We start from the raw sequence: 12936 nt of genomic DNA, 5'->3' as shown, positions 1-12936 counted from the left end.
TCCCATATTCGATTGTCAAAGTTCTATCTAAAAATGTCTCGGAAAGCCCTTGACATCATTTAGCTGGTCTTTCTAATGGCTTGATAGTTAACCTCAATAAACTTATCATTCAGATGTTAACCTCGGTTCATCATGAGGACAGAGTCGGACGATTTCGTAAAGGAAAGGGACACTTTCGCAAATGCCGCGGTCGACCACCGACATAACCGAGCTCTACGCGCCACAGTTCGAGCAGTTCGGGCTCGAGCTCAAAAGCAGGGGCGCCGTTTTCACCGGCGAAGTTGCGAACGCCCGAGCGCACGGACGAGCGTGGATCATGCCTCTTTCCCCCACCTGTCTTGTGATGGAGCACTTCATCACCCCCACGCGCGATATGCACCTCATGGAGTACACCCCCGAACCCTACGCGTGTGTAAGCGAAATCAGCGGGCCCACGCTCGCATGCATGCCCGACGCCGGCATCACGCCCGCGAACCTCAAACCGATGCATGGCCCATGGCCGAACAGCGCGATGTGTAGCTTTATTCAGGACAATTGCGGCGAAGAGCTGAGCCCGCTCTTTGCGGGACAGCTCTATCACTCGCGTTCCGTGCTCTTCCTGCCTGGGTTTTTCAAGGAGTTGGAGAGTCGCTATCCCACCGAGTTCGAAGGGCTCTTCGAAGCATTCGCCGAACCGTGGCACGAGGAAGCGGCGTCTGCCATCTGCCGTACGCTTCGTCGGCTCAACGAGGAGCGCGCCCGCGCGGTAGGCGGACAGGTGTATATGCAGGGCATCGTGGAGACGATGGTCGCCGAGCTCGCCTGCTCACACGCGGCCCGCGAACAGGCTCGACAGGCAGCCGGCACACGAGCAAGTACCGATCTTGCCGAAGAGGCGGCCGCAACCGTAGAGCGCGCTCTTGACGCAGGCAGGCGTATGAGCGTCGACGAGCTTGCCGATCGCCTGTACACGAGTCGATCCAGGCTCTGCGCCACCTTCAAAGCCGAAACGGGCGAATCAGTAGGAGCCTATGTACGCAGGCGACGCACTGAGCGAGCATGCGATCTGCTCACCGACAGCTCGCTTCCCGTGGGGCAAATCGCCGAACGCCTTGGCTATCCGCAGCAAGCCGCCTTCGCCCAAGCCTTCAAGCAGGAGACGGGGCTCTCGCCCACCGCCTGGCGAGCTGCGCAATTCGCAAACTCTAGCGGCCACATCTCTCTCGAACAACCTAGCGCAGGCTGAAGCCCGAGCCCCGCAAGCAGACCCGCGACACCAACGTTCGGCACGCTGCCGCATCCGACACGAAAAACCAACCATTCTGGACAAAAACCGCCGTTTGAGGGGGTCACCCCTCCCGAGCGGAACCCCGACCCCGCCGCGCGGCCGCAAAACGCGAGGAGAGCGCCCGACGGCACCCCCTTGCGGCCTCTCGATATCCCCATTCGCAAGCACCCATCCCCCTTAAACGCCACTTTTTGTCCAGAAATCCCTCGATTGCGTGTCAGCAGGCATCCTACCGCGAGCACGACCCCGACCGCACGACGCCCAGCTTGCCCCTTTGTGAATCCCTCCAAACGCCATGCAGTTTTTCTTGCGCGCCCCTTGACAGCATCATCGGTATTCCTATACTTATGAACAGTTGCTCATATGTTTACATGAATGAGCGAACAAAAGTCGCGAAAGGACCCATCATGACGGAAAGCCCCAATCACATCGTGCAGGAGGCAGAGTCTATCGTGAACGCCGCGAACACGTCTCACGCGAACTCCGCGGAGGCGCCCAACACAAGCACGCCCTCCACTTCCGGGGAAGCCTGTCCCTGCGGCTGCAATCGCGAGGAGACATCCTGCCTGTTCGACGAGATGCCCGACGAAGAGCTCCTCTACGACCTGGCCGATCTATTCAAAGTGTTTGCCGACACCACGCGCATCAAGATCCTCTACGCGCTCATGGGGCACAGCCGCTGCGTCGCGGACATCGCCGAGATCGTCGGCGCCACGCAAAGCGCCGTGTCGCATCAGCTGCGCACGCTGAAGCAGGCCCGCCTCGTGAAATTCCAGCGTGACGGCAAAAACGTCATCTACTCGCTTTCCGACAACCACGTCTACACCATGCTCGCCCAGGGCATGACGCACATCTGCGAATAATAAGGAACCGACCGAATTCCGGCTCACATAAATCCCGAGGAAAGGACTCCCCCCATGCGTAAGTCGTTCAAGCTCGAAGACCTCGATTGCGCCAACTGCGCAGCCAAGATGCAGGACGCTATCAGCAAGATGCCCGGCGTCGAGAAGTGCACCGTCAACTTCATGATGCAGAAGATGACGCTCGTAGCTGACGATGCCCGTTTCAACGAAATCCTCGACGAGGCGCAGAAAACCATCCACAAGTTCGAACCCGACTGCAACATCGTCCGTTAATTCGGCAGGCAACGAACAGCCCTGCCCCCTTTCAAAGTAGTTCTCTGCCGAGGAGGCGAGGCGGTTTTTGGCGACTCTTGAAAGCCATATAGTGCGCGCGAAGCGCGCCGTATAAAGCATGAAAGAGCGCAGCGCATGAGACGAAACGCAAAGCGTTTCGCCGAACAGCGAAGCGGGGAGCCGAGATGCCATCCCATTGCCCCAGCCGAAGAACGGACAGGCCTACCACCTATGAACAAAAAACAGATCAAATGGCGCAACCGCATCATTGTCGCGCTCATCATCTTCTTCATCGTCTTCGCGGCAACAGAGTTCCTTCCGCTTGACGCGTGGCTCGGCAGCGAGACGAACGCCGTCTACCTCGAGTTCGCGCTCTTCCTCATCCCCTACCTCATCGCCGGCTACGACGTCGTCGTCAAAGCCGTGAAGAACATCGGCCATGGCCAAGTCTTCGACGAGAACCTCCTCATGACCATCGCGACCGTCGGCGCGTTCGCCATGGTGTTTTTCCCTGAAACGGGGCCGCACATGGCAGAAGGCGCCGCGGTTATGCTGTTCTACCAGGTGGGAGAGCTCTTCCAGAGCTACGCCGTCGGCAAAAGCCGCAAGTCCATCGCCGACATGATGGATATCGCGCCCGACTACGCGAACATCATGCAAGATGGCGAACTTGTTGAGGTCGACCCTGACGAGGTGGAAGTCGGCGACGAGATCATCGTGAAGGCGGGCGAGCGCATTCCCATCGATGGCGTTATCGTGAAAGGCGCGTCCCAGCTCGACACCGCGGCACTCACCGGCGAAGCCGTCCCGCGCGTCGTCGAAGAGGGCGCCGAGGTATTCTCCGGCTGCGTGAACCTGACCGGCGTGCTCACTATCCGCACGACGAAACCCTTCGGCGAATCGACGGTCAGCCGCATCCTTGAGCTTGTCGAGAATGCCTCGGAGAAGAAGGCGCGCACCGAGAACTTCATCACGCGCTTCGCCCGCTACTACACGCCGATTGTCGTCATCGTAGCGCTGATCCTCGCCGTTGTCCCGCCGCTTCTCGGCGCGAGCGCCTGGTCGGACTGGATCTTGCGCGGGCTCACGTTCCTTGTCGTGAGCTGCCCCTGCGCGCTCGTCATCTCCGTGCCGCTGTCGTTTTTCGGCGGCATCGGCGGCGCCTCGAAGTGTGGCATCCTTGTGAAGGGGTCTAACTACCTCGAGACCCTCGCCAAGGCCGAGACCGTCGTCTTCGACAAGACGGGCACGCTCACCAACGGCACCTTCAACGTCGTCGCCGTCCATGCGGAGGCGGGCGTCGACCCCGATCTCGTCCTTTCCTTCGCCGCGTATGCCGAGACGTATTCCGACCATCCCATCGCACTGTCGGTGAAGGCCGCCTACACAGGCGAAATCGACCGTGCGCGCATCAAAGACGTCAAAGAAGAAAGCGGGCATGGCGTTCGCGCCCAGGTCGACGAGCACATCATCGCCGTCGGCAACGAGAAGCTCATGATGGCAGACAACATCGCCTGGCACGAGTGCGAGCTTACGGGGACCATCCTGCACGTCTCGCTCGACGGTTCCTACATCGGCCACATCGTCATCGCCGACGTCGTGAAGGACGACGCCGCGGAGGCCATCGCAAACTTGAAGGCAACCGGGGTGAAGCGCACCGTCATGCTCACCGGCGACCGCGATGACGTTGCGCACGCCGTCGCCGAGAAGCTCGGAATCGACGAATACCGCGCCTCGCTTCTCCCGCAGAACAAGGTCGAGGAAGTCGAGCAGCTCATCAACGGCACATCGAGCAAGGGCACGCTCGCGTTCGTGGGCGACGGCATCAACGACGCGCCGGTGCTCACGCGCGCCGATATCGGCATCGCCATGGGGGCAATGGGCTCCGATGCCGCCATCGAGGCCGCTGACATCGTGCTCATGGACGACAAGCCCTCCAACATCGCACGCGCCATTCGCATCGCGCGCAAGACAATGGGCATCGCCTGGCAGAACATCATCTTCGCACTGGGAGTAAAGCTCATCGTGCTCATCTTGGCTGCGCTCGGCATCGCCAACATGTGGCTCGCCGTGTTCGCCGACGTGGGCGTCGCCATCATCGCCATCCTGAACGCGATGCGCTGCATGAGCGTGAAAAACCTCTAAGAGCCAAAACAGTTCGGCAACGCAACCAGGCGCGGGTGCCCTCAGGGCCATCCCGCGCCTGTAAAGTTATCCCTTAGCCTGAGCGCCCTTGAGCTCGAACGGCATCGGATCGTCCTGTCCGCGCCAGTTCGCAACATCGAACTGACAGGTCCAGTGCCCCACTGCGCGCACGACGAGGGTGCAACCCAGCACACCGAGAAACGCGGCGAACAGCGCAACCGCCAAAGCGACCAGCATCAAAATCATCGCCACGACCACAATGGGCAAGAACGCGACATCGCTCGCATAAACCCCCATGCTCGCGAAAAACGACACGCAAAGGATGCCGGCGAAGATCACGACGCTGACCGCAAGGGCAATGGCGATGCCCGCAACGAACGAGACAATCAGCCACATGCCGAGTATGCGAAGGATTCCCTTGAAATCGTGGCGCATCATCGCCCAAATGCGCGAAACCTGGAAGCCCGCCGAGAGACGCCCGTAAATCGACATCCGCATCGTGCCAACCCACTTGAACAGGGTGACGATGAACGAAACCGCACACAGCACGGCAAACGAGAACAGCGACAAAAGCCCCGAGACCAAACCGAGGGGCGCAACCGTCTGGTAAATCGAGTGGACATCTCCCCAGACGAACGCCGAACCAGCGAAGCTTCCCGACGAAATCAGGCCACCCGCGCTCTGAAGCACGTTCATCACCACGGCGCACACCACAGCGATCACTGCCGCAAAGAAGCCTCGCGAATACAGCGTCCCATCGGCGTTCTCGAAGATTCTCTCGGGAAGCGGAGCGTGCACGCCCCATGCCATATCGCGCGCCCATCCCCATAGATAGCCCGCGATCACAATCCAACCGAACACGGGAATGAAGCACAAAAGCGCCAAAAGGAGAATGCGCGTCACCCAATGCGGCGACTGGGCGATGTCGCTCCACGCCGTCTTGAAATACCCTCGCTGCATCGGTTGCTCCTTTCTCTGTCGGTCCCACTATAGGACATCGGCATGACAAAGCCGCGCGCCCGTTACCAGGGCGTAACCGAGAGAGGCGCAACAGAAAGCGCATCGCCGCCATCCCCCCGATGCAATCGAAGGGAACGTCCGAAGAAAGAAACGATGATCGCCGGGGAAACAGCGGCCGCCAGATCAAGCTCGCCTCACCGCCCCTTTTTCAATACCGAAGACAACTGCGAGCAAAAGCTATGCCAGGAACTTCCTCGTCAAGCCGGCTCGTGTTTGCGTATCGGTCTTCTTATAGATGGAGGTCAGGTGCTTTTGCAGCATGCGGAGCGAGATGTCCATCTCGGACGCGATTTCCTTGAGCGCCCGCTCGTCGGCGGTGACAAGAACAAGCACCTCGGCCTCGCGCGGCGTCAAGCCGTATTCCTCAACGAACGCCTCCGGGTCGACCGCAGAACGCGCCTCCCCTTCAAGCACCGCGTCCAGGCGAAAGGCCCCCGAGGCAAAAAACACGATGAAAATCGCCACGAACAAAACTATGCAGACCGCGATCATGAGGATGAGGCCCCCCGTCTGGATAAGGGCCAAGGAAGGCGCGACTATCACGAAAGCGCAAGCGTTGTTGATCGCGCGGCCCATTCCCGCCCACAAGGCAGGCCGCTTGGTTTTCGGCGCCATAAGCATGAAACTCGCCGTGAAATAGGTGACGAAGAAGCCGGAAGCGAGGTAGAACAGGACAAGTCCCCAGAACAGGCCGCCATTCGTTTCGGCTGCGAGGATGGCGATGGTCGAGAGCAGAAGCACGCAGAACATGATGAAGTTCATATAGCGGCGCTGCCGTATATCGAATAGCGCACCAGCCGCGATGGCGCTTACCGCAAGGAGAAGCCTTGGCCAGCTTCCCACGTCAAGATCCCCACCGGCGTCCGCGAGCGTGACGATGTTGTCGAGCGTTACGAACATGAGCGAGACGAGCGCCACGATTACCGAAAGCCAGAGGGCGCCCCGAAGGGAAGCGCTTGGGCAAGTCACTCGCCCGCCTGACGCGTTCGGCTCGTTTTCCCCGCTCAGCTTGTCACGCACATCCCGCTCGCTTGGCATCGGCCCACCTGCGACCCGGGTCGCACCGTCGCAGCGTCCGCCCGCAAAGCATCGACGGCAAACCACAAGGAGCGCAGCCGCGCCAACAGCGAGAGCGATCGATGCTGCAAGGCGATCCGAGAACGCCGCGTTGGCGACGAACTGCATGGCGATTCCCGCGGCGTAGGCAATCCCGACCAGCAACGCGGCATAATCGAACCCCGCAATCTTGCGAGACGCCGCCCAATGGACAGCTCCCCCCAAGACTCCCAGCAAATAGAAGCAAATCACGCCGATGGCCTGCATCAACAGCAGGCTAGGTTGGGCGAACAGGGCAGCGATGCCGCCAAACCCCACAACCATAGACACAATCGAGCAACCCAAACGCACCCTTCGCGGCGTTCGGGAAAAAGGCTCGAAACAGCAAAAGCCCACAGCGCTCGCGCCGAGTATCATGCTCTGGTTCAAAACGATATCGGCCGGGGACATGAAGCCGGCGAGCGTCGCATCGAAGAAGTACTCGCCGCCGAGAAAGACGAAGTAGAACAGGGCAAGCGCCATCAATTCCCAAGCATGTGTTTTGAGGCTGGCGGTCATGAGCTCCTGTGCGCGAGGCGATAGTTGAAAACTGCTTCCCCATTATACCAATGGCGAGCGAATATCGAGGAAGGACGGGGACACTATCCGCAACTGGCGCCTCGATCGTCGGAGATACTCATTAGCTTCCTACAGGTCCATGAGAACCCCGCGTCGGGCCGCACCCGCTTCCCGTTTTTTTCCCATACCTGAATACTACCAGCTCAGAGCGTTGCACGAACGCCTGGTTCGCATAGACGAACCTTCAGCCCGCCCGACATCGCAGCCTCCCCTTCTCATCCGATAAAAAAGACCCTCCCGAAGGAGGGTCTTTCTCACTGCGAATCTAAAAAGAGTCGAGTTACTTGAGGGTGACAGCAGCGCCAGCCTCTTCGAGCTTGGCCTTGATTTCCTCAGCCTTGTCCTTGGCAACGCCTTCCTGGATAGCCTTAGGAGCGTTCTCGACAACTTCCTTGGCTTCCTTGAGGCCGAGACCGGTGATCTCGCGGACAACCTTGATGACAGCGATCTTGTTGTCGCCGAAGCCCTCGAGGACGACGTCGAACTCGGTCTTCTCCTCAGCAGCAGCAGCGCCAGCAGCCGGAGCAGCAGCAACGGCAACGGGAGCAGCAGCGGACACGCCAAAGGTCTCCTCGATGTCCTTCACGAGCTCGGAAGCCTCGAGCAGGGACATCTCCTTCAGAGCCTCAATGATCTCTTCGCGAGTAACAGCCATGTTAGTTTCCTTTCAAAGGGGCTGGGACCTTCCCAGCCGAATGATTTTCGTTACGCGGCGTCTCTCAGGCCGCATGAGCTGATGCTAGGCAGCTTCCTTCTGGTCGGCCACAGCCTTGGTGACCTGAGCCAGACCGCGCGGCACGCCAGCGATGGCGGTCGCGAGACCCTGAGCCACACCGTTGATAGCAGCAGCGATGTGAGCGTAGAGCTCTTCGCGGGAAGGCAGAGAAGCGATAGCTTCCACCTCGGCAGCAGAAACGGCAGCGCCGTCCATGATGCCGCCCTTGATCTCGAGAACGTCGTTGCTCTTGGCGAACTCCTTGACAGCCTTAGCAGCAGCAGCCACGTCGTCACCGCAGAACACGAACGCGCTCGGACCCTGAAGCATGTCGTCGAGCGTCGGCAGCTCAGCGTCAGCCAGAGCGATGTGCATGAGGGTGTTCTTGTACACCTTCATGACAGCGCCAGCCTCACGCACGCTGCGGCGAAGCTCCTGGATCTGCTTCACCGTGAGGCCGCAGTAATCCACGACCCACACCGCGGAAGTAGCCTCGAGGTCCGCCTTGACGTTGGCGAGCATTTCTTGGTTCTTTGCGTTGGGCATTCGTACACCTCCTTTTCCTCAAACTCGAGTTCCGCCCCTTGGGGTGGAGCCGCGTTCGAAGAAACGAAAACGACCCCCACCGTCACAGGACAGCAGGGGTCGTCAAAGCTCAACGCTTAGTTAACCACCTCGGCGGGCCGCACTCTCATGCGATTAAACCTTTCGGTGCCTGCTGTCTTGGGCAGCGGAACAATTACATCTAGCACTGCTTTTATGCAGCTCTTATATGATACGCATCTACACCGTAGTGTCAACGCTCTTCTGCTCAGGCCCCGCCGTCTTCACACTGTCGATAGATTGAGCGGGAAATGCCGTCGTGCCAGCATCGATGTAGGTGAAGGAAATCTCATCACCAGCCGAGTAGGCAACGATCTCGAGCATGCCGGGCAGCGGGAAATCGTAGATCGAGGAATCGCCCTGAAGCGTCACGTAGTAGTGAGAATTCCCCTCGATGACCGCCTGCGCCATCGTCGCGATGATGCCCTTGGCCTGCTTCACGTCCGTCGGCGTGGAATCTCCCGTGTCGACGCCGTTCGTCGCGAGAAGCGCCTCGTAGGACTTCTGGCACTCCGCAACCGTGTCGCCAACCGCCACGTTCTGGTAGCGCTGGATGTCAATCATCGCGAACTTCTTCACGAGTCCCGCGCTGTCCTTGAGCGCCATGAAGTACGTCGGTTGGTTCGCCACGTTGATAAGCAGCGGGAAGGTGGCCGTGTAGCGCAGATTCTGAACCTGGCCCTCGGCGGATTGCATCGCCGACTCTTCCGTAGCGCCCGCAACCGAATAGAAGTGCGACTCGGCCGTGCGCTGATTCACCAGCACGAACCCGACGATGGAGTTGTCAGCCGTCGCCGAAGTGACGCCGGTGTAGACCCACACGTCGTCGTCTTTCGCGATGTAGTTGTAGCCGACGTTTCCGTCGGTACCGGGAGTGGTTTGGACCACGTTCTTCTGGCCGAGCCAGCTGTTAAGCCAACCGTCTTTGTAAGCGCCCGACCAGTTGTACTGCTCGATCAGAAGCTCTGCGGGATATGCGCGGTCGACCCATTGGGGCACCTCATCGATCGAGATGTCGGTGCACTCGCCCGTCGTTGCGTTCACCATGACGACGCGATCGATGGTCGTACCTCCGAACAGGCCGATCGTACGCTTCTGCACGGGGCAGATCCACCACGGGTGGCCATCCTCGTCAATCTCGAACGACTTCTCGTCAAACATGTAGAAGGGGTACTTCAGCTGCACGTAACGGTCGATGTTGCGCGCAAGCGGCTCTGACTGGGAATAGAAGATGGCGTTGTCACCGAGCGTCACGATTTGCGCATCCTGCGTCGTCATGTCGACAAGCGCGTACGCGGGAATGCCCGAGCTGCGGTTGGTGAACCACTTGAACAGGTCGGCGTAGCCGAGTGGGCTCACGCGAACCGGCGTGCCCTGGTAGTTGATCTGGCTGTAAAGCGAAGAGATCTCGAACTGGCTGACGTACTCGGGAATCGAGCCCATCTCGCGATTGCCGAGAAGGATTGCAGAATCACGATCGATCACGGGAATCTCGGAGTAGTTCACCTCCTGGATGTCGGAGGCGAAATCGTGGTCGACGGTGTTGAGCACCGTTGCGTATTTCGCCGCGTTGCCCGGGAAAAGCGACAGCGACATCAACGCACCGATAATGCCCACGCAAGCGACGGCGACAGGGATGAAGGAAAGCACCTTAAACGTCTTCGCCTTGCCCTCGTTGCGCTCGGCGCGCTTGCCCTTCCCCTCCTTGTAATTCGAGGAGCGCACGCGGAAGAGCAAAAACGTCGGCAGCAAGATGAACACCGCGATGAAGAACCAGGTGTCGACGCTATGGATGTTGATAGGCGGATGGAACCACCAATAGGCAGCAAGAATAACGACAACGAGTACGATAATCGCAACGATAATCGCCTTCTTGCTCCACGATTTCATGTTCTCGATGATGTGCGGCATCTCGACATGCGGCGCCTTCGGCCCACCCGAACCGCGAGAAGATCCCGCATCGGCAGCCTTGGCCGAGTCGTCCGCATCGGAGCCGCCGCCGAAAGGCGAGCCGAACGAATCGGTGTTCATGCCGGATTGCTTAAGCGCCTCGAGCAAAGCGTCAAGTCCCGATGATTGCTTCAAACGTATCCCTCCTTGATAAGGTAATTTTCCCCACTATACACGAAAATGCCCAGTCCCTCGCGAGACCGAGCATTTCCGTTACCGTCCTTTTACCATCGAGGAGATGGCGAATGCAACCTACTTCGCGAGAGCCGCAACCAACGCATCGGTGAACTCGGTGCAGCTCGCCGCAGGCTTGTCGGAACCCGTCAGCTTGCGAATATCACCCGTCAGGCACTCGCCAGCCGCATAAACCTCCTTCACTGCAGCGCGAATACGAGCCGCAGCTTCAAGCTCGCCGAGGTGATCGAGCATCATCGCAGCCGACAAGATTTCCGCAGTCGGGTTCGCCTTATTCTGCCCCGCAATATCGGGAGCTGAGCCGTGAACCGCCTCGAAAACAGCGTATTCCTTACCAATGTTCGCGCCCGGGGCGATACCCAAACCGCCGACAAGGCCCGCCGCAAGATCACTTGCAATATCACCATACAGGTTCGGGAAGACGACAACATCGAACTGCGAGGGATCAGTTACCATGTTCATGCAGAAGGCATCGATAATGCGGTCGTCGAAGTCGACGCGACCCTCATATTCCTTGGCAAGCTCGCGCGCGACGCGAAGGAACAAACCATCGGAGTACTTCATGATGTTTGCTTTGTGAGCAGCGGTAACCTTCTTGCGACCGTGCTTCAGCGCATACTCGAAAGCATACCGGACAATGTCCCGCGAGGCAGTAACCGAGATCGGCTTGACGGAGATACCGGAATCAGGACGAATGGTGCCCGCACCCTCTTCCTTGCAAAGGTCAATCAGCTTCCGAGCGCCTTCGGAACCTTCCTCGAACTCGACGCCAGCATACAAATCCTCGGAATTTTCGCGAACGATCACCAGGTCGACGTTGTCATAGCGACCACCAGCACCGGGAAGCGAAACGACAGGGCGCAGGCAGACGTAAAGGCCAAGCGTCTTGCGAAGCGCAACGTTCACGCTGCGAAAACCAGTGCCAACGGGAGTCGTGATTGGTCCCTTAATGGCGACTTTGTTGCGCTTGACGGCTTCAATTGTGGAATCAGGGAGCGGCGTGCCGTCGGTTTCAAGGCAATGCGCGCCAGCCTCAGCGATTTCCCAATCGATATCCACACCACAGGCCTCGACAACGCGCTGCATAGCGGCCGAAGTCTCAACGCCGATTCCATCACCGGGAATCAAGGTCACCGTATGACGAGTCATAGCTCCTCCTCACAAACCCGTCGCAAACGCGACTCAAAAGAATACGCTTCAAGGATACGCATAGAAAAGAACGTCGAATGTTACATTGCAGTCGACGGCGCAAATAGGCTAGGACAGGTTCTCGACGATGGTCGTCGCCTTTCGTCTCAAGGCGCCGCGCCCATTCTTCGAGTCGAACAGCATCCGCTCAGCAAGCTCGGTTTTCACCGACTCCGAAAGATGCCCCGTGGAGAAATCGAGAAGCGAGTTCAGCATATCCTGGAACTCAAGGTCGCCATGCCAGCATTGAATGCCCTCATCAACAAGCGGCCATACACGATCGGAGTTTTGCTCGGAAATCGCGCCGAACTTGCAGAGAAATCGCATCGCAGCAAGATGCAGCGGACCGCTCTCCTCGTCGAAAAGCGCGTTTTCCGCACCATCGATAGCATCAGTGCAAAGCGAGGCATCGACATCGCAAAGACGAGTCAGCACATCGAGACATTCCCAGCGCGTCTGGGCCTCAGGGCGAGATAGTGCATCAACGAAAATCTGGCTGTAGCCGGAAACCGCAGCAGCGTCGGAATGGGAAACCGCTGCGAGGACCTGTGCAGCCTGCTGTCGAGATCGACGCGTCCCATTTGCCAATGCATTTGCAATCTTGTCGAGCGTCTCATGGTCGGAGACGCACGACGAAGCGAGGTTCAGAACAGTCTCACTATATTCAGCCACGAAAAGTCAGTCCTCTCAAACATACACACTATAATTAATTCATATTGTACCTGTAGATATACAAGTAAATATAAATGAGCGGACAAACAACATGGTGAAACAGAGAAACTCAATGATAGAAAGCGAAATAATGCTTGAAGAATGCCCGACTTCTCATTCGAAAACCTCCGAAATCGCAGTCATAGCGCAGCAAACTAGCCATATAACCGCATGAAGCACGATGATTGACCGCAGCAACCCTCAAAAATAGAGCAACCTCTGCAAAGAAGGCGGCGCGTCTCCGAGCGCAAAAGGAAGGGGGCCGCGGGCCCCGGGCCTCCCCGGGGCCCGCGGCCCCCTGCGCAAAAGAAAAAGCGCCGCCCATGAGCGGA

11 protein-coding genes and 1 other annotated feature are annotated in these 12936 nt (G+C 58.7%); of the genes, 4 read left to right on the top strand and 7 right to left on the bottom strand.

Translation table 11 applies throughout. The features are described 5' to 3' along the window. The first annotated feature begins 181 nt into the window (after nucleotides 1-181). The 4 genes from Q0I65_RS09235 to Q0I65_RS09220 all read left to right on the top strand — a co-directional run bounded on the left by Q0I65_RS09235 (nucleotide 182) and on the right by Q0I65_RS09220 (nucleotide 4548). Nucleotides 182-1225 (top strand): helix-turn-helix transcriptional regulator, encoded by a 1044-nt coding sequence (locus Q0I65_RS09235; protein WP_296062778.1) that lies wholly within the window; start codon nucleotides 182-184, stop codon nucleotides 1223-1225. A gap of 620 nt (nucleotides 1226-1845) precedes the next feature. Continuing rightward, nucleotides 1846-2130, top strand: coding sequence for a metalloregulator ArsR/SmtB family transcription factor (locus tag Q0I65_RS09230; RefSeq protein ID WP_296062780.1), 285 nt, complete (start codon nucleotides 1846-1848; stop codon nucleotides 2128-2130). 54 nt (nucleotides 2131-2184) lie between these two features. Further along, nucleotides 2185-2403, top strand: a complete 219-nt coding sequence (locus tag Q0I65_RS09225; protein WP_296062777.1) for a heavy metal-associated domain-containing protein — start codon at nucleotides 2185-2187, stop codon at nucleotides 2401-2403. A gap of 231 nt (nucleotides 2404-2634) precedes the next feature. Next, nucleotides 2635-4548, top strand: a complete 1914-nt coding sequence (locus tag Q0I65_RS09220; RefSeq protein WP_296062775.1) for a heavy metal translocating P-type ATPase — start codon at nucleotides 2635-2637, stop codon at nucleotides 4546-4548. 66 nt (nucleotides 4549-4614) lie between these two features. Here the strand turns inward: Q0I65_RS09220 and Q0I65_RS09215 are convergent, their stop codons facing one another. The 7 genes from Q0I65_RS09215 to Q0I65_RS09185 all read right to left on the bottom strand — a co-directional run bounded on the left by Q0I65_RS09215 (nucleotide 4615) and on the right by Q0I65_RS09185 (nucleotide 12565). Continuing rightward, complete coding sequence (locus Q0I65_RS09215; RefSeq protein WP_296062774.1) at nucleotides 4615-5508, bottom strand: DUF4013 domain-containing protein; 894 nt, start codon at nucleotides 5506-5508, stop codon at nucleotides 4615-4617. Between the two features lie 237 nt (nucleotides 5509-5745). After that, complete coding sequence (locus Q0I65_RS09210) at nucleotides 5746-7182, bottom strand: helix-turn-helix transcriptional regulator (protein ID WP_296062772.1); 1437 nt, start codon at nucleotides 7180-7182, stop codon at nucleotides 5746-5748. 340 nt (nucleotides 7183-7522) lie between these two features. Further along, a complete protein-coding gene (rplL, locus tag Q0I65_RS09205; protein WP_158049567.1) occupies nucleotides 7523-7897 on the bottom strand; it encodes a 50S ribosomal protein L7/L12 in 375 nt (124 codons plus the stop codon). A gap of 84 nt (nucleotides 7898-7981) precedes the next feature. After that, a complete protein-coding gene (rplJ, locus tag Q0I65_RS09200; protein ID WP_158049566.1) occupies nucleotides 7982-8503 on the bottom strand; it encodes a 50S ribosomal protein L10 in 522 nt (173 codons plus the stop codon). 55 nt (nucleotides 8504-8558) lie between these two features. Further along, nucleotides 8559-8703, bottom strand: a sequence feature (ribosomal protein L10 leader region). Between the two features lie 37 nt (nucleotides 8704-8740). Further along, nucleotides 8741-10645, bottom strand: coding sequence for a Tat pathway signal sequence (locus tag Q0I65_RS09195; protein WP_296062770.1), 1905 nt, complete (start codon nucleotides 10643-10645; stop codon nucleotides 8741-8743). 117 nt (nucleotides 10646-10762) lie between these two features. Continuing rightward, nucleotides 10763-11854, bottom strand: coding sequence for an isocitrate/isopropylmalate dehydrogenase family protein (locus tag Q0I65_RS09190; protein WP_296062768.1), 1092 nt, complete (start codon nucleotides 11852-11854; stop codon nucleotides 10763-10765). 108 nt (nucleotides 11855-11962) lie between these two features. Continuing rightward, nucleotides 11963-12565, bottom strand: a complete 603-nt coding sequence (locus tag Q0I65_RS09185; RefSeq protein ID WP_296062765.1) for a hypothetical protein — start codon at nucleotides 12563-12565, stop codon at nucleotides 11963-11965. Nucleotides 12566-12936: the final 371 nt, after the last annotated feature.

It is taken from the genome of uncultured Ellagibacter sp. (genome assembly GCF_934643285.1).
GTDB lineage: Bacteria > Actinomycetota > Coriobacteriia > Coriobacteriales > Eggerthellaceae > Ellagibacter.
The sequence above is the reverse complement of the archived record's forward strand: the minus strand, read 5'-3'. Positions and strand labels throughout refer to the sequence as shown.